Raw genomic sequence first — 26,895 nt, 5'->3', positions numbered from 1 at the left:
AACCGCCTATGCTCACACGATTATTTCTTTAGCAGCCTTTATTGAAAATGCAATTCGTCCTGCCCGGACGGGTTGCATTTTTTTGTTTTATGCAACATGAAAATGAAAAAAAAGTCTTAATCTGATAATATTGGCGGCTGGAGAAACTTAACTTGCCGGAAATCAAAATGAATAAGTACCTGCAAAACCTTTCCTTTCATGTAGAAAATATCTTTGCTGCCCTTGATGACGGTTTTTACATCACGGATCCAGAAGGAATGACACTTCATGTTAACCCGATGTATGAGCAGTTAACAGGACTGAGTGCTCCAGATCTTCTTGGGAAGAATGTTTCCCTGCTGAAAGAGGAAGGGGTTTTCGACGAAGTCGTCAATCCGCTTGTTGTTAAGAAGCAACGGCCGGTCACTAAGGTGCAGGTTCTCCAAGACGGCAAGAGACTAATATTAAGAGGATTTCCTGTCTTCGATGACAAAGGCGAGCTGGCATTTGTTATCACCATGGTTCGCGATGTAACCCTCATCGGCCAGATGCGGGAACAGATACTTCAGCAGCGAAAATTGATCTCCATATACCATGATCAGATTGAACACCTCTCAACAGCCAATAAAGAGGTAACCGGATCTTACGAGGCACCACAGATTCAAAAATTAACCAGCCTGGTAAAGCGGGTAGCAGCCACAGATGCCACTATCATACTGCTTGGAGAGAGCGGTGTGGGGAAAGATCGTTATGCCCGTATGGCCCATGAGCATAGCCCTCGTAAAGATGAGATGTTTTTAAAGGTGGACTGCGGCTCCATTTCTGAAAATCTTATTGAAGCAGAGCTTTTCGGGTATGTACCAGGAGCCTTTACTGGTGCTACGAACAAGGGTAAACTCGGCCACTTTGAGATCGCCAACAAAGGCACGGTATTTCTTGATGAGATTGGTGAGCTACCGCTTCCCATGCAGGCAAAATTACTGAGGGTACTACAGGATCACGAGGTAATGCCGGTGGGTTCATCCACACCGAGAAAGGTTGACGTACGTATCATCGCGGCAACAAATAGAAACCTGGAAGAAGAGGTTGAGCGCGGCAACTTCCGAGCCGATCTTTTTTACCGACTCCGTGTAGCTGTGGTCGAGATTCCACCGCTTCGTGAGGTTCCCGGAATGATACCAGGTCTGGTAAACCACTTTCTGGAACGTTTTGGTGCGAAATACAGTAAAGATATCATCTGTCCCGATTCAACCCTGAATTTTTTTCTCACCTATCGCTGGCCAGGAAATATCCGAGAACTTGAGAATATGATCCAAAGCTTGGTGGTAACCTGCGAAGGACACGAGATTCTACCGGAAAACCTTTCCCCGTGCATGTGTGCCGCCCTTGACCCACACATAAAAAAAGTTGGCCCCTCTTTGGCTGACAATAGCGGTAAGTCACTTAAGGATATAATGATTGACATGGAGAAACAGGTCATTCAGCAGGCATTAGACAAACACGGTTCGGTCAAGAAAGCAGCCGAAGCACTCTCCATCAATAGAACAACACTATTCAGGAAGATGCGCCAAAAAAACTCATCTGAATAAAAAATCCCAATCAGTCCAAAATGTGTAAGCAACGCCAGCATTGTTAGGCTACCTGCTTCTCCTCTTTCTTTCACATTATCCTTTATCAACAAACCTAAACACAATCCACTGCCTATACTGTGGTGGCGCTACCTCTGCAGGAGAGGTTGCGCACTTGCAACCAGTAGCACTTTTGCAACATAAACCGCATCCCACTGTTATTGCTCAACTTTACAACTTAGCTCCCCGCCAGGTTGCGCTTTAGCAACTGCCTCGCAAAAGCAGATCTGCCTGAACATTTTTCACGCCTCTTTGTCCCCTATCAGTTTACTAAAAAAGCTGCAAGGCAAGTAAGGTTGCAATTCTTCATAATATTAATCAGTTAGTCGTCACCTGTTGTTTTTAGCTATCCTGTAAATGAGCATAAACAATGCTCTGCTAGGAGATTATGAGGAAATTATTATGGGTACAGTCAAGTTGGCACGTCACTTGTAAAGAGTGGGGTAATTAAGAAAAAAGGAAACAAAAATGGTAGGAGGCGAGCACTTTTGCCTCCTATAGAAAACGACTCATTAATAAAGTCATAGGAGATTGGATATGCAATGTTGTTCACCTCATGAGCAAAGACTGCTGGACAAAATCGAAGGTAAGGAAGATATCTATCGCCAAAACCATGCCCGTGTCTTCAAAATTCTGGATACATTTGACAATGTAAAGCCAATAATTGATGTAGAACGTGCACGCTATTTCACCGAGTCCATGAAAGAGACCGAAGGTGAGATGCTCTGCCTGCGATGGGCAAAAGCAATGAAGCATGTTGCAGAAAACATCACCGTATACATCGATGATGACAACCTGATTTGTGGTCGTGCAGGCCTTCCTGGTCGTTACGGTCTGCTCTACCCAGAGCTTGACGGTGACTTCCTTGATATCGCGGTAAAAGATCTGCCAAATCGTGTTGAGTCTCCATTCTCCATCTCCCCTGAAGATGCGAAGATCGTTGTTGAGGAAATCGCTCCATACTGGAAAGGCAAGACCTATCACGAAGCGCTAAACGCAGCCTTCCCAGAAGATGTACATAAGCTCACCTACGATGATCCTGAGGGGCTCACCTCTCGCTTTATTGTCAACGAGACCTCCTCTTTCCGTTCTTCCATCCAGTGGGTTCATGACTTTGAGAAGATCTTAAAGCGCGGTTTTGGTGGTATCAGACAAGAAGCCCTTGACAAGATGGAAGCTCTTGATCCATGCTCCCCGGTAGACAATGTTGAGAAGAAGCCGTTCCTCGAGTCTATTGTAACTGTTTGTGATGCGATCATCCTTTGGGCACGTCGTCACGCAAAACTGGCTCGTAAAATTGCCGAGCAAGAAACCGATATGGTTCGCAAGGCAGAACTGTTTAAAATGGCAGATATCTGTGAGCGTGTACCTGAGCACCCTGCACGTACCTTCCACGAAGCTGTACAGTCCCAGTGGTTCACTCAGATGTTCTCCCGTATTGAGCAAAAGACCGGTACCATCGTATCCAACGGTCGTATGGATCAGTACTTCTACCCATTCTACAAGGCTGATGTTGAAGCTGGCCTCCTTGATGACGAGCAAGCCCTTGAGCTGCTTGAATGTCTCTGGGTTGGTATGGCTCAGTTCATCGACCTGTACGTATCTCCTACCGGTGGTGCGTTTAACGAAGGATATGCTCACTGGGAAGCTGTTACCATCGGTGGTCAGACCCCAGAGGGACGTGATGCAACCAACGACCTGACTTACCTGTTCTTAAAGTCCAAGCGCGAGTTCCCACTGCACTACCCTGATCTCGCTGCCCGTATCCACTCCCGCTCTCCAGAGCGCTACCTGGCAGACGTTGCAGAGACCATCAAAGACGGTTCTGGTTTCCCGAAACTGATCAACGATGAAGAAATTGTACCGATTTACGTATCAAAAGGTGCAACCTTTGAGGAAGCATACGACTATGCTGTTTCCGGTTGTACTGAGGCACGTATGCCAAACCGTGACACCTATACCTCCGGTGGTGCGTACATCAACTTTGTTGCCGCTCTTGAGATGACTCTTAAAAACGGCAAGATGCAAAAGCATGGTGATGAGCAGCTTTCCATCCAAACCGGGGATGTAACCAAGATGGAAACCTGGGATGAATTCTGGGATGCCTATGTTAAGCAACATACACATTTCCTGAAGACCGCATTCCATCAGCAGTACACCATCAACAAACTGCGTGCACAGCACTTTGCTCATCCGCTCGGATCAGCAATGCATGACCTCTGCATGAAGCATTGCCTGGATCTGCACACCACTGATATCCCAGAAGGTATCAATCTTGGATACTTCGAGCACATGGGACTTGGAACCCTGGTTGACTCCCTCTCAGCGATCAAGAAGTTTGTCTTTGAAGAGAAGAAAATTACACTGAAAGAAGTTATCGAGGCGTGCGAGTGCAACTTCGAAGGTAAAGAAGATGTCCGTCAGCTGCTGATGTCCGCACCTTGCTACGGAAACAACGAACCGTATGCAGATGAGATTGGTCAGAAAATCGATGAACTCAACGTTCTGTTTGGTCAGAAGTACTCCAAAGAGATGAACATGCACAACGACATTCGTTATGTACCGTTCACCTCCCACGTTCCTTTTGGCAAGGTTGTTGGTGCGACCCCGAACGGACGTTACGCATGGACCGCTCTTTCTGATGGATCATCTGCTTCTCACGGTTCAGATAAAAATGGGCCCACCTCTATTCTGATGTCCAATTACAACACCAAAAACTACGGACATCGTGATCGTGCGGCTCGTATGCTGAACATCAAGTTCACCCCGAAATGCCTTGAGGGTGAAGAAGGTACAGAGAAGCTGGTATCCTTTATCCGTACCTTCTGCGATCTGAAGCTGTGGCACGTTCAGTTCAACGTCATTAACAAAGACACCCTGATTGCCGCTCAGAAAGATCCCGATAAGTATAAGAACCTGATCGTTCGTATTGCCGGTTACTCTGCATACTTTGTTGATCTTTCCCCAGATCTGCAGAACGACCTGATCATGCGTACTGCACATGAGTCTGTTTAGTACGTAGTTTTTTCCAGTCTTACATATGCCCGCCCAGGAATACTCCTGGGCGGGCTTTTTGGTTTGCCCTGCATGCGGGCAAACCCAGCCTGCGGCAAGCAGGCGTCACCCCAATATGGGGGAAGACAATCCGAATCGCAAGGGCGTTGTTGGCAACGGCAGGGTCTGAAGGAAGCGATAGGAATTGAACGGTCCATAGCGAAAGCGAACCTGATTCGGCCATACGGAAGGGTAAGCGTGCAAAATAGCGCGAAGCCCGATACTTGGTCAGTTCCGTGTGGTGATTGAGGATGGCATCGTTTACCGGGAGTTCGCCTTAACCGGGAAAGCCTTGCACCATTGCTTGATGGAGACTCTCCGGCGCTCGTTCGGCAAGGGGTAACCCAAGCGGGAGGTGTTTATGGTGTGAGGTGGCAGATGATTCCGTAGTAGTGTCGAAATCCTTGCCGATGAAAGCCGGTAACGGTGTGGAGGAGAAAACGAGGAAGACCCACGGCGTGTTCGTGGGGGCTCCTGTGTGCCAAAAGGCATAGGAGTTGCGAAGGGATGAAGTTTATTTGAAGGTACTCTGGAAATTGAAACTTGGCGCCAATTGAACACGAGTCACCCGACGGGGTGAGGCGCATTGCCGGCGGTGGGCTGTGAAAGGCCTTTCTGCTGTCTTTGGCTGTTCAGCGGAGTATTGATCAGAGGAGCCGTACATTGCCATTGTGCTAGAAGGCGGTATCCGGATCGAGAAGAACCGAGGTTGACGAACAAGCGCATGGGAAGGAGTACGCAGGACAGGAGTAGTCTTGTTTTCGCACAGAAAGGAAAATAAACAGGAGCCGTATACGAGACCCGTACGTACGGTTCTGCGAGAGGGATGAGGCAAGTATGATCAACTTGCCTCACCCTACTCGATTGATCTCAATGCAGGTTGAACTGCGGCATAAAAAATCGACTCTGGCTATAATAGTCCCTGGCTCATGCACAATTGCCTGGCCCCAAACAGACAAATAATTTTTGAACGTTAGACTATCAGATATTTTCTCAACATAATGATTGAACTCTGCTGCATCATAATTGGCTGGTTTATAGGCGGTTTTATTAACGGTATGGCCGGATTTGGAGCTGCGATGGTCGCCATGCCGCTGATCGCTCCTTTCATTGATTTTTCTGTTGCAGTACCCAGCTGTGTTCTCATTGTCCTCACACTGAACTGTCATGTCGGGTGGACGTTTAGAAAATATATCGATTACAAATATCTCAAAGGAATATTCTGGGGCGCTATACCTGGAACAGTTTTAAGTCTCATGGTCCTGGAATACATCTCAGAACGACACCTGAAAATAGGGATGGGAGGTTTTATTACCCTTTATGCTCTTTGGGGACTGTTCGCTGAAGCTGAAGCGAGAAAAACCATCCACGCTGGTTGGGGGTATCTTGCAGGGGTACTCTCATCGACCTTTGGTACGGCTTTTGGCTTTAACGGTCCACCTCTTGCTGCATTTGCCGCCTACTGCGGATGCCCTGCAAAAGCAGTGAAAGGAATCCTTGGGGCTGGGTTTGTTATTACCGGGTTATTTATTTTTTCAGGTAAGGCTTTTACAGGGCAAATTACGCCAAACGTCCTACTCATTTTTGCAGCATCAACTCCAGCGGTAATACTTGGCAGTAAGCTTGGTATTAGAGCATCATCTTATCTTTCTGAAGTAGTCTACAGAAAACTCCTGCTCGTGGCCTTGGCTGCAATGGGTGGCAGTTTAGTATTTTCTGCTGCTTTGTAGTCTAGCTAATATGGAGAAACTGGCTAGGCGGAAAGATTGATTCCTCAGTTCAATGTTCGGATTGATTGCTAGCAATGTCATCCATTTCTAAATTTAATATTATTACAGGAAAGTATAGCCATTTCCCCTCTTGTTTAAGTTACGGATATTCTTGAATCGTGGAATCGACCGACAACCTGGAATTCCACAGAAATGAAGTAACTGCAAACAAAAGTTTCCCAAAGATAAGGTGATTTTTAAAACTTGTTATTGAAGTTAATATTGCCAGATCGAAGGTAATGAATTTTGCCGCCGGCTCAAACGAGAGGTGCTTCCTGTGCATCCACAGTCCAAGACAATTACTGAACATCGCTAAGATTCTCTGGAATTGTATTTTCCGGCAATAACTTTAATAGTCATGATCTAAAGGAGAGATATTGACTTAATTAAATAGTTCTGTCCCCTTTTTTTCGCAGGCACCTATTATTCCTGGAATTTTCCTGTCAGGCTAATCCTGCAGGTATCTGTATGGACTGGCTCCACTGTCTCGGAGACTGGCCATACAATCGTTTGAACTCTCTGCTAAATTGAGAGGAACTCCCATAGCCAACATCCATAGCCGCTTCATTTACATTCATTCCTCCAGCTATCTTCATGGCGGCTTGATTAAGTCGCATGGATTTCACAAACTGGATAGGCGACATCGTGGTAGCCTGCTTGAACTTTCGGTGAAGTACGGCCCGGCTCATCCCAACCTGGGCGGCCATATCGTCAATAGTAACCGCTTCGTGCAACCGGGAAGACATGTACTCAATTGCCCGGGCAATTTCATTGCCCACTCCAAATGCGCGCCTTGCTGACTCCCCAGCCTCCCCCTTCAATACAGCGTAGTACAGTTCTCGAAGCCGACCAGCCCCTAGTATGGCAGTATCAGCCGGGTTACCACATACTTGCAATAGCCTAAGCAGCGCATCTGTAAATGTATCGTCCCAACGGGCAAGTGCCAACCCCTGGGGAAGATCCCCACCTTTGGGCTTACGGATGGCACCAGTGGCGTTTTCCATTTCAATTGCCAGCTCGGTCATCACTCGAGTGTCCAGAGAAATCTGTACCCCCAGGAGGGGATTGTCAGGTGAAGCATTGGGCGTCCCAGCCTCCACCGGCATTGAGATAGTGCAACACATGTAGTGACTGCTGTCATACACATATTTAGTCCCATCCAATAGAGCTTCTTTTTCTCCGTTCACGATGGCTATCACAGTGGGCTCGTACACCGCAGGGGCGCAGCGAAGTGACTCGCTAACCCGGAAGAATTTTACACCCTTCACTCCGGTTTCCACTATTCCGGCTTCTCGTACCCTGTCTTCAATGATTTGTTTTATCTGTTTTTTGCTCATGCAACCAAAGTAGCACTACAAAGCACACAATTCAACATGATGATACAATTAGGCATGTTTTTGAGATTATGTCGCCTATCTATATCAAACTTCGAGAGGTATAGTGGTTCCAAACGATGGGGAACACCTGTCACACATGTAAACGACCAACGTAACTAAAAAGCCTTCCTGGTACGTAATCCGAGCTTTATTTATTTGAAAGGATAAAAAATGAAAATCTTATATTTCACAGCAACCGGCAATAGCCTGTATATCGCAAAATCGATCGGCGGAGAATTGTACTCCATCCCTCAAATGGTGAAAGAGGATATCTATGAATTTACTAATGAAAAGATTGGTATTGTATTCCCCCTCCATGCTTGGTCGGTACCTCCCTACATCGTAGATTTTCTAAAGAAAGCAAAGTTTAACTGTGAGTATCTCTTTGCCGTAGTTACCTACGGAATTTATTCCGGCGCTGTGGCCAAGCACTTATCCGATATAGCTGATGAAGCCGGGTTCCGCTTTTCTTACATTAGCCGGATTAAGATGGTGGATAATTATTTGCCTACCTTCGATATGGAGAAAGAGATTGCCAAGGAACCCAAAAAAAAGATTGAACAGCAATTGGAAGCTGTAAAATCTGATATTACCGCTTCCAAAGAGGGAACGTTGAAAGAAAACTTTCTGGATAAAGCGGCTATGAATTATATGTTCCGAAGGGATGGTAAACCTTTTAGCGAAAAAAGACTAAAAGTCCATGTCGTTGGCGAAGGGATCGAGAATTATATCTATGTAGAAGATAGCTGCGTCCAGTGCGGGGTTTGTGCCAGCGTATGCCCGGTCAATAATATAGAGATGGACGCGAAAAATGGAAAGATCTCTTTGAGTGACAAGTGTTTCATGTGTTTTGCCTGCATCCATAATTGCCCCTCAAACGCTATTCATATAAAAGGCGAAGTGAGTAACGCCAGGTTCAGAAATAATCATGTTACGTTAAAAGAACTTATCCACTCCAATAACCAAATGTAATGAGTGGGTAAATGAAGAAACTATTGTTATTTATAGGAGTTATTATGTCTATTCCTGCCATGCTATCAGCCAATGACATAAACGTAGTAGAGGGTACTGTTCAAGATGTGGAAGGAAACACGTATCGTACAGTACAAATTGGAGAACAAGTTTGGCTTGCAGAAAATCTTCGGAGTACAGAATTTCAAGATGGCTCGAAGATAAAGACTGCTTTTATTCCAGATGATGACGAACAAAATCTCCTAAAATACGGCAGACTCTATGACTGGCACGATGTCACGGATGAAAGAAACATTTGTCCGGTTGGGTGGAGAGTAGCGTCAGATGAGGATTGGAAAGAGCTGGAAAAAACAATTGGTATACCTGAAGCGGAAGTAAACAAAAAAGGGTGGAGAGGCGACAATGATATAGCCATCACGATTAAAGAATCTCAACCTGATACACTGTTTAAGAAATTCGATCAATCGCAGGTAAATAAGTATAAGTTCTTTGCAAGTGCTGCTGGAGTAAAGTTGAGTCGCTGGTATATAACCCAGGGAATGTATACCGAGTTTTGGACAAGTAGCAACGCAACAGATAAAGATGCATATAACCGAACACTTGCATACTCGTGGTGGAATCCGCATAAGGGCGAAATACGCCGTACTACGATATCAAAAAACTATATGTTTTCAGTCAGGTGTATAAAAAACTGAGGAATGGACTGGTGACATTTGCAATCGGGAATTTGGCTTCGAAGAATTATAAAAATAACAAAGAGAGATGAGCGAAACAGGATGTTTCCTTAATCTTTGAACCGTAGATTTCAACGAAATAAACATTGCCAGTCCGAAGGTGAGCCATCCACCCGCCTGCTCCAGCTGTAGGTGTTTCCTGTGCATTTCTGAACAGGTAAGTGCTAAAAAAGATACTGAGGACTTGAGGTTGCCGAGTTCAATCTCTGAGGCAGCTGAGCTGAACGTCATGCTATGCTATGTTCCATAGTCAAGATTTCTCCTATAAATTTCAACTAACCACAAAAAAAAATAAAATCGAAAATCTTCTTACATTGGAGCCGATAATGTCCGAAACCATATTCGAAAGATTAGAACAACAACTCAAACAGCTCCTCGACGAGGCAATCCCCACACATGTCACAGATAACATTAACTCGGCTCTGGAACTGGTTACAGTTATGGAAGCCAGGGGATTTTCTTTTCAACTCAAGGATGCCTGTCCAAAAAGCCTGACCGATTCCCTATGGTGTGCGAATTTTCTTAAAAATGGTGAAAATTTTTCAGCCGAATATCCGCTAGCACCGGTGGCAATCTGTGCGGCGGCCATCGGTGCGCTGACCAATCAATAGTTGAAATGTTGTTATTGAGATTTGACCTGACAGCAACCTAACCCCAAAAACAGGTCGTTGCCAGGTCAGCCCTTTACTCTTCCGAATAATTTCATCAAGGACGCTCTCTTTTTCGAATCTGATTACCCATGAAACTCAGCCTTTTTTTCTTGGACCCGGGAGACAGATTAAATTTCTCAGTACTTAGGTAGGGGACTGATTTTTTTTCATGGTTTTTTATGAAAATTAGATAGCGAAGACTTCGATCTGTCTCCCGGGTTTAAAAGAGAAATAAAATCAGTCCCCTGTCTGTTTCGGTAGATAATTGGCTGAGTTTTGTACGCAATCAGATTTCCGGAAGAGCGTCAACTCATATATCATCTACAGAGTAGTCATCCCCAAAGACCTTTTTGCCGATGGCCAGCCTTAACTCCTCGGAGGGCATATCTGCCTCTTCTCCCGGCCAGATTATTGCTTTACTGATGCAGCGCTCGGGATCGGCCCCGCCGTCATCCTTGCAAACACTGCATTCGTAATCCTCTTCCACCTTCTTGCCGGACACCATGATCATCTCGCCCATCGGGCTTCCCTCATTGGATACCGCACATGCTCTGATGCACCCGCAATCGAGTTCAAACAACACAGTACCGACCGCCTCGGGACTGGTTTTCCCCATGTAGGTCATGATACCGTCTATGGCTCTATTTCTGGCATCTTCGATTTCCTTTAAGTGGGCATTGACCTCTTTGATATATTCTTTTCCGCTCTTTGTAGAAAAGGCAGCCTCTGCGTCCCGGATGATGCGTTTTTTCATCTCTTCCTGAATCTTTTCCGCATTCCACTTTGGGTGCTGCTTTTTGAGCGAATCAGCCTGCCGCTGCCATTTCTCCATTAATGCTTTTGATTTACTATCAATCTCAAAGTCCGTATTTTCCTCTTTCATTCGTCTCCTTCTCCACCCAAACTTTTTTATTTCATTTACCAGTAACTAACCACCCCTCTCGCCCATCGCTACCGAGACTTTCTGCACACGTTCTCACTGCTTCGAACCTGATCTTGACCAAAAATTCTGTTTGCTCAAGATACCCTCAAAGCTAAAAGCTGCCTCTGCCCAGCCAACTAGCGCCACTCCTTTTCAGAAAAACATTCACCCGGCAGCCTTGAGCTGCAACACAGAACGATATTCCCCGACCACCGTATTTATATCGTTGACATTGCTCTTGTGGGTAAAAGCAGCAAGTTTCCCTTTCATTTCTTCATCCAGGCAACCAAGCTTGTCAAGGATATCCATGACAATCGGCGGCAGGACATCCATGGAGCCGTTTTCCACTTTCACCGCGATCCCTACATCCATGCCTTTAATGCCGACACAATATACCCCTTCAGCTCCTATCTTGCCGATAAGCAATCCTTGTGTATGTTTGATCAGTTCTGTACAGAATCCTCCGGTCCCAGACACCATTTCCGGATACGAGTTCATGGCGGAAAAAATCTTGCCTGCATATGGAGCCAGAGTAGAGGGCAGACATTGCTGATTTGCAAGCCGGGCAAACCCTAAAGCCATGTTCCGTATCGGCAGAGCATGTACAGGTGCACTGCAGCCATCAATCCCTATCTTGATGTCCTCGGAGGGTACGTCACAGACATCGGCCAAAATGGTGAGGATATTTTGCTGGCATGGATGCTCCGGAGAAAGATAGGAGGTCAAGTTGTAGCCCTTGTGTACGCAGGCGGCCAGCATCCCGCTGTGCTTGCCTGAGCAGTCGCTAAAAATGGGCGAGAGCGGTACCCCTTCGCGGGCAAGCTGTAAGGCGTAATCGCTATTGAGGGAGGTGACGGTGCCGCCTAAGATGTTTTCCTCTGTCAATCCTATTTTGGCGAGAATCGAGCGGATGGTTTGCCGGTGGAACTCCTCGGCATAATGTGATGAGCAAATGACGGCGATCTCTTTGTCGGAAATATTGAAACGATCCGCAGCCCCGGAAGTAAATACATGCAGTGCCTGGATTGGTTTAGCAGCCGACCGAAAATACGTGAGCTTATACGGATCTCCACAGCTATGGAGAAGCTCACCACAACTATTGACAACAGCAATATCCCCCCGATGAATGCACTCTATGACATCACCCCGGGTTATTTCAAGAAGCGCTTCTGACATTATCCTGCCCACCTTGCGACTTAGAAAAATTTGATAGTATGACTGGAAAAACCAAAAAACGCGCGCAGTCTACTGCCGTAAAAGGAAAATAGCAACTCCAGCAGCCATGCCGGTGCTCTTGATACTTTCTCGGCCAGCGATCGCAACCGGGTCAATCAACTACATATGGACGCAATAGTTTAGTGACGCCATAGCCATGTAGGGTGGATAAGCGTAGCGCATCCACGCGGAATCCGATGCCTGGAATTGGTGGATGCGCTACGCTTATCCACCCTACTCAGAGCAAGAATCGCGAGCAAAAGCGGGGTAACCATCAACGATTACCCTATTTTTTATTATCGTTAACACCCGTTTATACAAGTAACTTTTCAAATAGAGGCCAGGGCCCCGATTGTATCACTGAATAGTTCCTTTCGCCTTTACTTACTCTTGAGCAGGTTCAGCAGCTCCTCGGTGGAGATACGTCCGCTCATGTCGCTTCCGGAGAGGAGATTATCTGCCAGGTCCCGTTTTACTTTGTGCAGGGCAACTATTTTTTCCTCGATGGAATCTTTGACCACCAGCCGGTAAATAGTCACCGGACGTTGTTGCCCGATACGGTGAGCACGATCGGAAGCCTGGTCTTCAACAGCCGGATTCCACCAGGGATCCATATGAATAACATAATCCGCTGCCGTCAGGTTCAATCCCACACCGCCCGCTTTGAGGCTGATCAGAAAAACATCCCCCTCCCCTGCCTGAAAGGCCTTTACCCGTTTAGCTCGCTGACCGGCACTGGTGGAGCCATCCAGGTATTGGTAGGAGATTCCTAACCGGTCCAGGTGTTCACGAATAAGCGCGAGATGCCCCACAAACTGGCTGAAAACCAAGGCCTTGTGTTTATTTTCCAGCAACTCGGTCACAACAGTGGTAAACACCTTGAGCTTGGAGCTGGGGATGCCCATGTCCGGCACAACCAGTTCCGGGTTACAGCAAAAACGCCGCAGTCTGGTAATTTCAGCAAGTACCTGAAGGTGTTTTGCTCCGCCGCTCTGCTCCTCACCTGTTCCTTCCAACGACTCCAGCGCCTGCAGCCTTTGCGCTTCATACATTGCTGCTTCTTCTGCACTCATCTCCACCTGCATGGTCACTTCAGTACGTTCGGGCAATTCCTGTAATACAGCATGTTTCAACCTGCGCAGGATAAAAGGTTGGATTAATTTTTTCAGATGATTTGCCGTGACTCGATCCTGCTTCTTTTCGATGGGAATCGCAAATTTTCTTTTAAAACTCTCATAGGAGCCCAGCAGTCCTGGATTAAGGAACCGGAACAGGTTCCACAGCTCTCCCAGATGGTTTTCAATGGGTGTCCCGGTGGTAATAATCTTACACTCAGCCCGGAGCTGCATGGCCGACTTGGAGCGTTTGGTATGCATGTTTTTAATTGCCTGGGCCTCATCCAGGACAACCGTCTGCCACTGCACACCGGCAAGCATTTTGCCTTCACTCTGCAGCAGGCCATAACTGCAAATTACCAGATCAAATTCTGCCAAACCGTCAAGCAGTTCCTGCCTGTTGCCATTACCAAAAAAATATACATTCAGAGTCGGCGCAAAACGGGTTGCCTCATCCTGCCAATTCATCATCACCGATGTGGGAGCAACAACCAGGGTGGGACCTTTCGCGGCCCGCAACAAAACGGCGGCCAACGCCTGCACTGTTTTTCCCAAGCCCATATCATCGGCCAGACAGGCTCCGGCACCTAGAGCGGACAGACAGCCCAGCCAGCGAAAACCCTGTTCCTGATACTCACGAAGCGTTGCCCGCAGGGTTGAGGGCACCTCCGGCTCAGTGACTGTTTGGAAGCGCTTAAGATTTTTCTTCCAATGACCGTCACTCTTGCAGCTTCCTGCTTCTTCGGTGAATTCCTGTAAAGCCAATCCGGCCAAAGGGCTGAAGCGGACCCCTTTGCCATGGTTTTCGGAGTACGCGCGCAACTCTTCAATCCGTTGTTTTAAAGACTTGCTCAGTGCTAAAAAACGACCGTCATCCAAGGGGACAAAACGACTCTCGGAATCGACGCTCAGGGCCAACAGCTTTTTCATGTCGAGAATCAAGTCGTCGTCCACCCGAAGTGATCCGGTGGCGCCAAACCAGTCGTTATCTCTTTGTATTTTTAATGAAAGATTATCAAAAGAGATAGTTGGGGTAACCTTTAAGCTTTCCCCTTTCGGCCACTCCAGGACCACCAGATCTCCCAACTCCCGTAACTCGCAAAGCAGTTCCAGGCATGTTTCCGGATCGTCGATAATCCATTCATAATCAAGGGACTGAATATAACTGAGGGCCGGACAATTCTTGGGAATAAGGGCAGCGTTGTGCTTTTCAAGCTCCAGGTCGCGTTTGGTCTGCAGCTGCTCGCCATTGATATCGGCAACCACTGTCTCGCCCCCTGTTCCTGGACGATAGTACCCACCACCAGTGGAAAAGGGGCGGCACAGCGCCTCCACCTGCAGGCCGTTGTTGTAGGGAATCATATGTACATGAGGCCGCGCATCAGCCTCCACCATTTGCGCATCCACAGCGGTCCCGCCAATGTCTGACTGAATGGTCAACACCTTGGCAATCTCAGAGAGCGCTGCAACCACTCTCTCTTTTGCCTGGAAAGGGACGGTCACGGATTCGCCGATTATATCAAAAAGCCGTTCGTACTCCTGGGTCAGGGGGATATATTTCAAGCGAGTCGGGGTCTCTTGGGTCAGGCAATACGACTTGCCATGCTCAATAAAGGGGAACAACTTGATCTCGTACCCTTTTTCCTCCTTCACCACATGCAGCTCGGGCGTGCCCATGGTTAATTCGACGGGCACGCTCGGGTTATCTGCCCAGAACAGGAGGGGATGGCCCACAAGCGCTGCCAGAGCAGGGCCTGTCCGCAAGACATAGGTAGGATTTCCTCCATACCCTCCCCAGGAGGATATGCGTGTTGTTTCGATGGCGCTAATAGCATTTCTATCCTGGCTGTTCAGAAAACTCAGGGTATTAACATCAGAGCTTAAACGGGACAAAGCCACAGCACGGCCCTTGGTCCATTTACCATTTTTACTCAACTTCTGGATCCGTGGTACAATATCACACTCTTCATACTCTTCATCAAAATCTATCCACCAAACCAATCGTTCCGTCGCGAGACCAGCTGCACTTTTGGGGTCGCTGTTAAGAGTAGCAAGTGCCTCCAGCACCTGCTCCCATTGCTCTCTGGGACGAATCGCTTCACATAAATCAGGCAGCGGGCATTGTTTTACCAATCGGTTATATTTTTTCTTACTGGTTGCTTTCCCCAGGTTATGAACCACCATGATGGCCGCAGCCTCTTTGGCATACCAGTAGTAGCCATTCTTTTCCGCCTGTTGCAGCACCAGTTCAAGCCCTTGGACCATGTTTTTTTTCAACTCACTTCCCTGCCAGCATAGCGTTAGATACGCCATCAGCAGGGACGCATAGTCAGAATACCCACCTATCTCAAGCGAGTGGTACACCTGCTCTGCTTTATTTCTCTGTCCCTGGGCAAACAGGATGGTCTGTTCAAGGTCCGTACACAAAAAAGAGCTGGTAAAACTTTTCTTTTTTTTCAGTTGGTCGAGATAGCGCATTGCCTTTTGAAATTTTTCACTCTCTCCGGATTGCAGCAGGGCTACAGGATAGAAAAAACCGGCCAGATTACTGTAAACGACTTTTCTTTTCCCGGTGTCCTTTTTTAAAGCCTGTAATCCCTGTTCATAGTAATGCAGAGCTTCATCGCTCTTGCCCTGTAACAGGGAAAACCAACCTCGATATGACAACTGGTTAGCTGAAACCTTCCAGGATTGCAGATGACTTTCCACCTGCTCCACCTCCCCTCTGCTGATAAGGTATAACGCAACAATAGCGTTATACTCATCGTCGTTAAGTCCATTTTCTTGAGCGTATTCCTGCAAAAAGCTAAACAAGACATCAACCGACTCCAGCAGCAGGCAGCCACGACTGAGTAGCGGGATCACAAAATCGTAAACCTGTCTTTTGGACAAGGAAAACAAACCTTCTCTATGGTAAGGATTAAAAAAGATTAACTCAAACGGATGGTCGCCATGGTACTCTCGAGGGTACTGTTCCTCCAGTAAGGCAAGAATACCGGCAATCTCTTTCTCACTCTGCTGTTGATAAATGGCTATCCTTAATTCACGCAATCCCTGTTCATAACTTGTGTACCAGACAGCCCCACTCCAGGAAGTCTCAAAGGGAATAATTTTTTGCACGCACTTGGCGATTTTTTCAAAATTTTTCCCTATAACGGCCTCCCTGGCAACCAACTCGACTATTTCTGGATTGCATATCGCCCCTCTGGAGCTCAGCTGCACCAGCTTGCGCTGTTGAAGAGACTCAAGAATGCCTTTAAGTTCTTTAACAACAAATCTTTGCCCATGCTCATTTCTCAAACCCGCCTGATCAAGACAATTCATTAGATTGGTTCTGGATACCACGTGGTAAATCACAGACAGACATTGCAGCACATTCCGATCGTTATCGGAGAGACTTGCGTAGATATTCGGAAATTTATTCTGAAGCGCGGTTAACGTGGGTAACGACATAGAAATAAAAAAAGTGATGGTTGAGAGTAAATGAAATGATCAAAAGCCTCTTTTCCGGCAAGTCCCTCGAAATCTCACTGATTGCCTTTTAAAAAGCGGAGACGACTCAGCAACATCCAGCCACCGTATACATATTTGGACTGGTGCTGAACGGGTGCGGATAAAAGGTAAAGCAAAGTTATTTGCTCAATAGTTACAAAAAATAATTTCCAGACTATATAATACATTCCAGGAATGAACACCTAGATTAACTACACATACGAAAAGGTAATCCACATTGAAAATTCTTGATCATTACGAACAGGCACCAGGCCAGAGCTTTGAAGGTGATGCTGTGAAAGGCGTTGTCGGCAGGGTCGTTATTGGTAAAAACGATGGCGCTGACAACTTCTGCATGCGTATTTTTACCCTGAGTCCCGGTGGCAATACACCACGGCATGCCCATCAATGGGAACACGAGATACTTATCCACGAAGGAAAAGGCAAGTTGCTCAATGATGGGCAATGGGCTGCTATTCAGCGGGGAAGTGTCATTTTTATACCGGGCATGGAAGAACACCAGTTAAAAAATGACAGTGACCAGGATCTGGTATTTGCCTGCCTGATCCCCAAAGGAGTTGCCGAGCTGTAAATCCGGCCATTGACGATAAGGGCGACCATCTCCATCGGGGATGTGGTTGTTCCTTTCATCACGGAAAATTGTTTCCTCCTGTTCATTGTAGACAAAGGTCAGGACACGACCATTAGCATCGGTTTTGATTTCTGAAGCATAAGTGATAATCGTCTCAATCATCAAGATCGGAGCCGGATCGATCGGGCTTTCTACACGTCCGATTTTACCGACTGCCGGCTCAACTTCCGTAATCGCATTAATGGCCATGTCCTGCTTGCGTAATACATCCATTGCCTCACCAATCGATGCGTGGGACATGGTGGTTGGCATCAATAGGTAAGAACCTTCATCCAGTGCCGGCATGTATGCTGCAAACTTCATTTTTGATGAATCTGGTGAATGGGGTGTTGTCTACGACTTTCAGGACCAGTCAAAAAACAGCCGATTCATTTCAGCTACCCTCATCACGAGATGTGACTCCATGCCCTTCTTACCCGCATTTGTCAGCCTGCTACGCTCCGGCGAACTATTACAAAAGATTGAACAATAGAATTCAATCCTATCCCAACGCGCTTCTGTAGACTTGGCTAAACAAAAGCAGCTCATTTTGAAATATCGTACTTCGCATAATGCTACCCTTTTGGTTACTCTACCGTAAAAATCATTATCCGTTTTCAACCTGGAGAAGAAATGATGAGGAAATTTACCTACTGGTTACTGTGCTGCCTTTTTTCCTGTGTGCTACCCGCACAAGCCGCGGAATTAATGCTACCTCAAGTTTATTCGTCGGAGATTGACATTTCCGGATGGTTGATGAGTGAAAAATATGACGGCGTCAGGGGGTATTGGGATGGTCACCAGCTCTTCTCGAAAAACGGTAAACAATTCCACCCACCGCTTGAATTTGTGCAAGATCTTCCGCCTTTTCCAATAGAAGGAGAGTTATGGGGTGGGAGGGGAACTTTTGAACAGACGGTTTCAACTGTCAACAAACAGTATCCCCATCCAGGTTGGCTACAATTAAAATTTGCAATTTTTGACGTGCCGCATCCTTCGCATAATTTCCTTGATCGGATTGAAAAAGCACGCCAATGGTTCGCACAGCATCCTTCAGGCTATGCTTTTGTGATTTCGCAGATCCCCATTACAGATCAGGTTGATATGGAGCGTGAGCTACTACGCATAGAGCAACTTGGCGGCGAAGGACTGATTGTCCGCAAGCCCGATGGTTTGTACAAAACGGGCCGAAGCACCGAAATCCTGAAAGTAAAAAACTACCAGGATGCCGAGGCAACAGTTGTTGCCTATTTACCGGGCAAAGGGAAAAATGAAGGACGACTCGGTGCCCTTTTGGTAGAATTAGACGATGGTACGAAGTTCAGGATAGGGAGTGGTTTCAGTGATGCTGATCGCGAGTCTCCACCGCCTGTTGGAACAGTTATCACCTTTAAATTCTATGGTCGTTATGACTCAGGTATACCAAAATTCCCATCCTACTTGCGTATCCGAAAAGATGTTGAGCTGTAAAACCTTATTCGCCCTATTGGTGGATGTTGAGTTTACTGTTGGATATATTTTCCACTTTTTGATAAGATTCAGATCTCCTGGTTCACCAACAAATCATCTCTTTTTTTCTCCATAAACCAGATAGTATTAAATACATTGATACAAGCACAAAAAAGGACCCGTTTTCCAAGCTCTTTTCTAGAGTTGACACAGAGGGACATGTGACCATCCTTTATAATGACCAGCAATACGTGGAAGACTCCAATAGAGAACAAAGGTTAAGCTCCGGCAGTTTTTGGTGCTTGTTTGCGTGTTTGCTGGTGGCCACCATATTTGTCCTCGCGCCTTATGCATATTGCCAATCATCCCCTTCATACCAGATCATTATCAGTGGCGTTGAGGAGGAGCTGAAGGATAATATCCTTGCCCTGTTATCACTGAAAAAATATCAAACCAATACCAATCTGAATCCCCACCTGCTTGCAAAATATAAGGACAAAGCGCAAGGAGAGATCAAAAAAGCATTAGAGCCTTTTGGGTACTATGCACCCACAATTTCGTTGAACGAAACCCGCCGAAATGCACAGGATGTTATAACAATATCAATTGAGAAAGGACCACCGACAATCGTTGCCCAAACCCGTATTGAATGTATCGGACAAGGCTGTGATTCACCATGGGTGGCGAAGTTGAGAATTTCCTTTCCCTTGCAATCAGGGGCCACCCTCGATCACCGTAAATATACTCAAGGTAAACAACAGCTCATTACCACCGCACTCAATAAAGGGTATCAAAACGCACGATTATCACGAAATATTGTTGAGGTAAGCGCCAGGAATAACACAGCTGTCATCGGCCTTACCTTAGAGCTTGGGGATCGCTATTTTTTTGGTCCGATTACGTACCAATGTGATTTCATCAACCACAGTCTACTCAGGAAAATAACTGCTCAAAAAGAGGGGGATCCGTTATCGCCAAGGGCAATTACTCGAATACGGCAACTCCTCTTGGGTACGGGCTATTTCGCCACTGCTGACATACAATACAATCTCAAGACAGCGAATGCTGGTCGAGTGCCGGTTACGATTCAGCTTACTCCTGGAGTCGTCAACCGTTATGGAGTGGGAATTGGTGTCGGGACCGACACCGGCTTTCGTGGTCGGTTCGACTGGTACAATCAGAGGGTGAACCGCTTTGGCCACCAGTTTGACCTGCAATTGCAGCCTTCTGAGCGAAAAAGCCGTTTCGGCGGAGTATACACTATCCCCATCAGTGATCCGAAAAAAGAAAAACTGTCACTGCTTGGAAAATGGGAAAATGAAAATTTCGATAACACAGAATCGAAAAGCTGGACATCATCGGTGAGCTACGATGAACTGAAAAAAAACGGTGAATACAGTCTCTATCTCAAATTTTTAGATGAGGATTATACCGCCGGCCTGGATAGCGGTCATGCGACCATACTCGCACCAGGGGTCGGCATAACATGGCGATGGACAGATGACCGCATTAAGGCCAGCCAAGGCCTTAGCGTCACCGGCGCTTTAACCGGTGGAAACAATAACCTGCTATCAGATACTACCTTTATTCAGGGTTTGATACTGGTCAAAGCTATTTATGCGTTTTTACCCTCTTGGCGATTTATTGGTAAATCAAACATCGGTGCCACAGCGGCAGATGAGTTTTTGGAGCTCCCCCCATCATTGCGGTTTTACGCTGGTGGAGATCAAAGTGTACGCGGTTATGGATACAAGCGCATTGGCCCTAAAGATGCCGCCGGTAATGTGATTGGTGGTCGTTACCTGTTCACCTATAGTCTAGAGCTGGAAAAAGAGATATTTGATAACTGGAGTACATCGGTATTTTTTGATAGTGGTACAGCCACCAATTCCTGGGACGAGCTGACCATGCAAAATGGCGCTGGTGTCGGGATTCGCTGGAATGCTGCTTTTGGCCAGGTCCGATTGGATTTTGCCAAGGCTTTGGACGAAGGCAACTGTTGGCGAATCCATTTTAATATTGGAGCAGATTTCTGATGAAAAAAATCTTGCCCGTTGTTGCTATAGTACTCCTGTTCTTTTTTTTCAGCCTCAGTGCTTTTGTCACCCTAACCACTCCTGGACTTGCCCTGCTTATCACCCTGGCGAAATGGAGTGTACCCGGGGAACTATCAGTTGCCACCATCAAAGGTTCCCTCATCAATGGAGTGGTATTACATGAGGTCCGGTATAATGATGACAGGCATGAATTCTTGATAGCAGAGGCTTCCATCGCATTAAGGCTATCGGCTGTTGTACAAAAGGAGCTGGTTGTGACATCCTTGAAACTCAGGAATGTCGCATTCAAAGAGCTCCAACAACCACCCACTTCCAACAAAATAGAACTCCCTCAAATTACCCTCCCCTTCTCTCTGCACCTTGAACAAGCAATGGCTGAATCGGTGGATATCAATCAGTTTTCAAGCAGCAAGGGACTGCATGTATCAAAACTCTCTCTCACACATCTGTCCATGGTTAAGAGTCATCTCCAGGTAAAATCTCTTCACTTGCTCCACGAACGGTTTTCTGTTGAACTCCAGGGGGAACTGCGCACAACAGGCGACTATCCATTGCACATTTCCAGTGCGTATCACCTCACGCCGGCCCAATATTCGCCAATATCGGGCAACAGCACCATTGAAGGGCATCTACTTGATTGCCTTGTCACATCAAATATAGGCAAGCCTGTGCAGGCTTCCTTTTCCACCCGGCTCATCATGGATGAACCGCATCCCCAGTGGAATATTGAAGCAACGAGTAAGGCTGTGGATCTTTCTGCGGTTAGCAGTCAATGGCCGAACATTGTCTTGGGTGACCTACAACTCAAGGGCAGCGGAACGTTTGATAAGGCTGCACTGATGCTTCAAACCACCGGCAACCTTGCCGACTATCCGAATCTGGGCGACATAGCAACACAAGCCACCATTGAGCTTCATGCAGACGGGCTTCGTATAACAGAGTTGGCCATGAAAAAAGGAACAAGCCGCATTCATGCCAACGGACACCTGGATTGGAACAAAAAACTGTCTTGGTCTGTTGCAGCACAGGCTAAAGAGCTCGATCCTTCGATCTGGTTTGCAGGCTGGCAGGGAACGTTAAACGGAAACGGCTCTCTACAGGGACACCTTACCTCCAAAGGAATATATGCCGATTTTGAAGTGACTGAGGGTCACGGCCAACTCCGTGGGTACCAGGTCAACGGACAAGGCAGAGCCACACTACAAGGTAATATGCTCCATATCGAATCACTCAAGATAACAAGCGGTGAGTCCCAACTGACAGCCCATGGTGAGTGGGGAAGTGACGCCGATCTTACGGTTTCTCTGCAATCCCCAGATGCGGCTCAGCTCTGGCCCGAGGTTGCCGGCTCCGTTACCGCCATAGGAACGGTTCAAGGCAGCAGAGATAATCCAGATATAGCCTTGCACCTTTCAGGAAATGAAATTGCGTATAAAACCCATGCCATTAATCGACTGGAAGCCAGTGTCCAAGGGAAGCTGAGCACCGACGAGAAGCTGATTCTACGCCTCAGTGCATTGGATGTTGATGCATTTGATCAGCACGCAGATGACATACAGCTAACCGTAACCGGCAACCCTGAAAATGTAGAATTACGGGCCAAGCTTAAGCAAGGGGAACAGGTATCAAGCATCTCTTTACAGGGCAAACAAAAAGATCGGAAATGGCATGGAAAGGTTGACCGTGTAACAATCGATACAAAAAGAATAGGTTCATGGGAGATGAAGCAACCGTCATTGTTTAGCGCATCAACCAAAGAAATAACTCTTGAAGAAATATGTCTCACAAGTGCTTTTCCCGAAGAAATTTGCGTAGCCGGTGCCTATACCTTCAACGCGCAATGGACTGTTAACGGCAATATGCAAAGCCTCTCAACAAAAACACTGCAAAATATTTTTGCCCAGAAAAACGTTGTCCAAGGATTTATCCAGGGCTCTTTGCGCCTTGCCGGTCACAACAGTACTATTGACAAAGGGGAACTGCATATTGCAACGGTTGATGCGGCAATGGTGTCGCCGGTTGCCTCTGCAATCGACTCGCTGCAGCACATTCAGGGCAAACTCAATGCAACCTATATTGACGCTGAACTCAAAGCGGAAACCAAAATCCGTCTTGGCGATGGGAGTTATCTTGACGGCACTGTTGCGGTAACCGTACCTGAACCGGGAAAATTTCCAGCCCCCGTTGACCTTGCCCTGCTGCCCATAACCGGCCAAATGGCTTTGCAGGTAAAAGATGTCAGCACAATGAACGTCTTTTGGGAGGAATATACCAAGATGACCGGTAGACTGCAGGGAACTCTCAACATTGCAGGTAATCTCAAACAGCCGCTGCTCACAGGAACTATACAACTCACACAGGGTACAGCAGACCTGCTTGCTCTCGGCGTCACCCTTGATCCGCTTTCTCTTAAAGCGGAGATTAATACTAATCAACTCATCCTTTCAGCCAACGCTCAGTCTGGTACAGGTGATCTTTCTGCCAATGGAAGTGTCTACCTAGATAAAGGAGTATCCCAAGACCTCCATTTTTTGATCAATGGTACTCACTTTGAGGTGGCGAATAATGATGAGATGCAAGTGTTTATCTCGCCGGATCTAGTGGTAACGAGACGCAATGGACTTGTCCATATCAAGGGCACCATAACCTTTCCTGAAGCTCATATTGCCTACACGGGTCAAGAGGGATCGATAACGCCGTCAAGTGATGTGGTGATTGTTGATGCTGAACAAAATGCAGCTACATCTGACCCGGCATTCCCGCTCAGGACCTCAATAACACTCATTGCCGGCGATGCAGTGGATATCGACGCCTATGGCCTGAAAGGAGTGTTAAAAGGACAACTCCATGTAACCGACATCTCAGGTGAGCTTCCTTTAGCAACCGGCTCCCTGCTGATCAATAACGGTACCTTTATTCTCTATGGCAAGCGCCTTGACATTGATGTCGGCAGGTTGCTTTTTTCCGGTGGCCCGCTTGACAACCCAGGGATTGAAGTGCGCACAGAAAAACGAGACAATGGAACCTCTGTAGGAATGGAAATCGGTGGTTTTTTGCAACACCCGGAAATTCGTTTCTATTCTTCAGCTGCTATGGAACAATACGAAATACTCAGCCGCCTCCTGGCTAGCTCGTCCTCTTCAGGAGAGGTACAGGGCCAAACCGGGGTCCTTGGCGATTTGGCAAAAAAAGCTGGGTTTCCTCAAGTGGGTGAAATTTTACAAAGCTCAAAAGAGCTGTTGAGCATAGATGATATCCGCCTTGACACAGGAGACTTCTTTGATGATGTTTCTCTCATCATCGGTTCCTGGCTCACTCCTCGCTTTTATGTAAGCTATGGCCACAGTCTCCTCAAAGACTCTGCTAGTTTTAATACTAGTTACACATTGGGCAAAGGTTTCTTTTTTCAAACGGAGACAAGTACAACCCAAAACGGAGGTGACATCATCTATGAAATTAAAAAATAATTTTCAGCAGTTATAATAAAACATAAAGATACCCTAACCCGAATTTCTCATGAACATTGTGTCAACCTGTCAAATTACAAACAATCTTTATATGTTATAAAAACTAAGATGAAGTTCAAAGTTTTTCACACTGTTCACCAAAGGTCAGTCCATCCAGCACCATTTTCTTCAGTATTTTGGTAATGAATATAGCCTACTATGATTCATTACCAAAAACTTTGAAACTGGCACTGCCTGAACTGATGAGAAATCCAGGCTGATATGTTTGCTCTTCAGGCAAGATCATATTGAACAGAGATCGATCCGGCAAGAAACCCGACCTCTGTTGAATATGACACGTTATTGCTTGATGAAACTGTATTAGTCTCCGCCGGTTTTCGTCGCCCCCTCACCTATTCGACAGTAACACTTTTAGCCAGGTTTCTTGGCTGATCCACGTCACAGCCACGACGGTTGGCGATTTCATACGAAAGCAGTTGCGCCGGTATGGTGTATAGCAGTGGGTTCAGGTCAGGTAGGACTTCGGGAAGATACAGCACGTCCTCGGTCAGAGAAGAAAGGTGTTCATCACCAGCGGTGCCGATGAGCACCAGCCTGCCTTGACGAGCCTTGATTTCCTCCACGTTGGAAACCGTCTTTTGGTAAACATCATCTTTCGGCACCAGAGCAAGCACCGGCATATCCTTGTCTATCAGAGCAATGGGGCCATGCTTTAATTCACCTGCTGCATAACCCTCCGCGTGGATATAAGAAATTTCTTTGAGTTTGAGCGCTCCTTCAAGAGCTATGGGGAAATTCACCCCCCTGCCTACAAAAAGAAAATCGCGTGCATCATAATACTTTTCGATAAGCGTCCTTATTTCCCCCTGCAAGCGAGGCAATTCTTCCTCTATCAGGCCGCACATGCTTATCAATGCGCTACCATACTCCTTTCGTATTGCAGCATCCATGGTTTCCCGAACCTGCCCCAGATAAAGCGTCAACAAAAACAGTGCGGCCAGCTGGGATGTGAAAGCCTTGGTAGAAGCTACCCCTATTTCAGGCCCGGCATGGGTATAAATAATGCCGTCTGCTTCACGGGTCATAGTCGACCCGACAACATTACAAATCGTCAGAATCCTTGATCCCTTCGCACCGGCACGCCGAATACCGGCCAAGGTATCTGCTGTTTCCCCGGATTGGGAGATGGATATGGTGAGCACCCGGTCATCCACCAGCAGGTGGCGATAGCGAAACTCAGAAGCAATATCGACCTCAACCGGGATACCAACCCATTTTTCAATCCAGTATTTAGCTACCAGGGCGGCATGCCAGGAGGTGCCGCAGGCTACAAGTGCAATCCGCTCGATTTTTTTGATCGCTTGGTCATCCAGCCCAACTTCAGGCAGTTCAACTATTCCGGTCTCCGGAAAAATCCTGCCGCTGACCGTGTTTAAAATAGCCTGTGGTTGCTCAAAAATTTCCTTGAGCATGAAATGCTTAAACCCAGCCTTTTCAGCCATGCCCGCATTCCAATCAATGGTGCTTATTGGTTTTTCAAGTGCCGTTCCATCCTCTACCTGCAGGATCTCGTATTCGCCTTTTTTGAGAACCGCCATTTCCATGTCATCGAGAAAGATGACATCGCGGGTATAGGGCAGCAGAGCCGGGATATCAGAAGCGATATAGCAAGCATTCTCGCCAACGCCCATGACCAGGGGGCTGTGATTTCTGGCAGCTACAAGCATCTCAGGTTCTTTAGCCCAGAGAACACCTATGGCATAGGACCCGTCAACCCGAGCAAGAGCTTCACGGACCGCAGCCACCAGATCGCCATCCAGGCAATCCTCTATGAGGTGGGCCAGCACTTCCGTGTCTGTCTCTGAGGCAAAAGTATGCCCTTTAGCAGTCAGCTCAGTTCGCAAAGAATGATAATTTTCAATAATACCATTATGCACAACCACCAACTCACCGCTGCAGTCGGTGTGAGGATGAGCATTGAGTTCTGTAGGGGCCCCATGGGTTGCCCACCGGGTATGGCCGATACCGGTACTACTTGCCGTACCAATATAATCATCAACCACAGTCTCCAGATTTGCCAACTTGCCTTTTGCTCTATATCTTTCCAGCTTGCCTTCAAAATAATAGACAAGCCCTGCTGAATCATAACCTCGGTATTCAAGCCTGCGTAATCCTTCCAGGAGAATGGGAACAACCCTACGCGTACCTACATAGCCTACTATTCCGCACATTTGCGTTTTCCTCTTACTTATTTTCTATAAAAAAGGCTGGTTATCAGAGTATGAAAATAAAAAATATGGTATCACACTGCTCAATTTAACAACAGAGTTATTTATTGATTGTATGCGAGCAAGAAATCATTTTGCGAATACAGGAAAAAACTGT

General features: G+C 46.8%; 16 protein-coding genes. 10 read left to right on the top strand and 6 right to left on the bottom strand.

Translation table 11 applies throughout. The features are described 5' to 3' along the window. Window positions 1–167 precede the first annotated feature (167 nt). From ACHZCY_RS19710 to ACHZCY_RS19700, 3 genes are all read left to right on the top strand, one after another. Window positions 168–1,568 (top strand): sigma-54 interaction domain-containing protein, encoded by a 1,401-nt coding sequence (locus ACHZCY_RS19710; protein WP_319550099.1) that lies wholly within the window; start codon window positions 168–170, stop codon window positions 1,566–1,568. A 576-nt stretch (window positions 1,569–2,144) separates the two neighbouring features. Beyond that, window positions 2,145–4,622 carry a (2S)-3-sulfopropanediol dehydratase gene (hpsG, locus tag ACHZCY_RS19705; protein WP_319550098.1) on the top strand — a complete coding sequence of 826 codons (2,478 nt, stop codon included), beginning with the start codon at window positions 2,145–2,147 and terminating at the stop codon, window positions 4,620–4,622. A gap of 1,040 nt (window positions 4,623–5,662) precedes the next feature. Beyond that, window positions 5,663–6,391: a sulfite exporter TauE/SafE family protein gene (locus ACHZCY_RS19700; protein WP_319550097.1), complete on the top strand. Its 729-nt coding sequence runs from the start codon at window positions 5,663–5,665 to the stop codon at window positions 6,389–6,391. 482 nt (window positions 6,392–6,873) lie between these two features. On the opposite strand, the gene ACHZCY_RS19695 is transcribed toward ACHZCY_RS19700, so the two are convergent. Next, the gene (locus ACHZCY_RS19695) at window positions 6,874–7,767 is read right to left on the bottom strand and encodes an AraC family transcriptional regulator (protein WP_319550096.1); all 894 of its coding nucleotides are present in this window, start codon (window positions 7,765–7,767) and stop codon (window positions 6,874–6,876) included. A gap of 210 nt (window positions 7,768–7,977) precedes the next feature. On the opposite strand from ACHZCY_RS19695, the gene ACHZCY_RS19690 reads away from it, so the two are divergent. The 3 genes from ACHZCY_RS19690 (at window position 7,978) to ACHZCY_RS19680 (ending at window position 10,123) form a co-directional block, all read left to right on the top strand. Further along, window positions 7,978–8,778, top strand: a complete 801-nt coding sequence (locus tag ACHZCY_RS19690) for an EFR1 family ferrodoxin (protein ID WP_319550095.1) — start codon at window positions 7,978–7,980, stop codon at window positions 8,776–8,778. A 44-nt stretch (window positions 8,779–8,822) separates the two neighbouring features. After that, on the top strand, window positions 8,823–9,473 hold the full coding sequence (locus ACHZCY_RS19685; protein WP_394713454.1) for a fibrobacter succinogenes major paralogous domain-containing protein: 651 nt from the start codon (window positions 8,823–8,825) through the stop codon (window positions 9,471–9,473). A gap of 365 nt (window positions 9,474–9,838) precedes the next feature. After that, window positions 9,839–10,123 carry a hypothetical protein gene (locus ACHZCY_RS19680; RefSeq protein ID WP_319550093.1) on the top strand — a complete coding sequence of 95 codons (285 nt, stop codon included), beginning with the start codon at window positions 9,839–9,841 and terminating at the stop codon, window positions 10,121–10,123. A 349-nt stretch (window positions 10,124–10,472) separates the two neighbouring features. Here ACHZCY_RS19680 and ACHZCY_RS19675 read toward each other — a convergent pair whose 3' ends face one another. The 3 genes from ACHZCY_RS19675 to ACHZCY_RS19665 all read right to left on the bottom strand — a co-directional run bounded on the left by ACHZCY_RS19675 (window position 10,473) and on the right by ACHZCY_RS19665 (window position 16,738). Further along, window positions 10,473–11,045 (bottom strand): cytochrome P450 family protein, encoded by a 573-nt coding sequence (locus tag ACHZCY_RS19675; protein WP_205224717.1) that lies wholly within the window; start codon window positions 11,043–11,045, stop codon window positions 10,473–10,475. Between the two features lie 204 nt (window positions 11,046–11,249). Then, complete coding sequence (locus ACHZCY_RS19670; RefSeq protein ID WP_319550092.1) at window positions 11,250–12,260, bottom strand: asparaginase; 1,011 nt, start codon at window positions 12,258–12,260, stop codon at window positions 11,250–11,252. Between the two features lie 419 nt (window positions 12,261–12,679). Beyond that, window positions 12,680–16,738, bottom strand: coding sequence for a DEAD/DEAH box helicase (locus ACHZCY_RS19665; protein ID WP_319550091.1), 4,059 nt, complete (start codon window positions 16,736–16,738; stop codon window positions 12,680–12,682). 406 nt (window positions 16,739–17,144) lie between these two features. Here ACHZCY_RS19665 and ACHZCY_RS19660 point away from each other — a divergent pair, with 406 nt between their 5' ends. Continuing rightward, window positions 17,145–17,498 carry a cupin domain-containing protein gene (locus ACHZCY_RS19660; RefSeq protein WP_319550090.1) on the top strand — a complete coding sequence of 118 codons (354 nt, stop codon included), beginning with the start codon at window positions 17,145–17,147 and terminating at the stop codon, window positions 17,496–17,498. Here the strand turns inward: ACHZCY_RS19660 and ACHZCY_RS19655 are convergent. Beyond that, window positions 17,430–17,861 carry a hypothetical protein gene (locus tag ACHZCY_RS19655; RefSeq protein WP_319550089.1) on the bottom strand — a complete coding sequence of 144 codons (432 nt, stop codon included), beginning with the start codon at window positions 17,859–17,861 and terminating at the stop codon, window positions 17,430–17,432. The genes ACHZCY_RS19660 and ACHZCY_RS19655 overlap by 69 nt on opposite strands. A 309-nt stretch (window positions 17,862–18,170) precedes the next feature. On the opposite strand from ACHZCY_RS19655, the gene ACHZCY_RS19650 reads away from it, so the two are divergent. From ACHZCY_RS19650 to ACHZCY_RS19640, 3 genes are all read left to right on the top strand, one after another. After that, complete coding sequence (locus ACHZCY_RS19650) at window positions 18,171–19,007, top strand: DNA ligase (protein WP_319550088.1); 837 nt, start codon at window positions 18,171–18,173, stop codon at window positions 19,005–19,007. A 200-nt stretch (window positions 19,008–19,207) separates the two neighbouring features. Next, complete coding sequence (locus ACHZCY_RS19645) at window positions 19,208–21,022, top strand: autotransporter assembly complex protein TamA (protein WP_319550087.1); 1,815 nt, start codon at window positions 19,208–19,210, stop codon at window positions 21,020–21,022. Continuing rightward, window positions 21,022–24,510, top strand: coding sequence for a translocation/assembly module TamB domain-containing protein (locus ACHZCY_RS19640; RefSeq protein ID WP_319550086.1), 3,489 nt, complete (start codon window positions 21,022–21,024; stop codon window positions 24,508–24,510). The genes ACHZCY_RS19645 and ACHZCY_RS19640 overlap by 1 nt, the downstream gene beginning before the upstream one ends. Before the next feature lie 392 nt (window positions 24,511–24,902). Here ACHZCY_RS19640 and glmS read toward each other — a convergent pair whose 3' ends face one another. Continuing rightward, window positions 24,903–26,741, bottom strand: coding sequence for a glutamine--fructose-6-phosphate transaminase (isomerizing) (gene glmS / locus ACHZCY_RS19635; protein WP_319550085.1), 1,839 nt, complete (start codon window positions 26,739–26,741; stop codon window positions 24,903–24,905). Window positions 26,742–26,895: the final 154 nt, after the last annotated feature.

The organism is Desulfogranum marinum (assembly GCF_963675105.2).
GTDB lineage: Bacteria > Desulfobacterota > Desulfobulbia > Desulfobulbales > Desulfobulbaceae > Desulfogranum > Desulfogranum marinum.
This window is presented reverse-complemented; position numbering and strand designations above follow the sequence as displayed.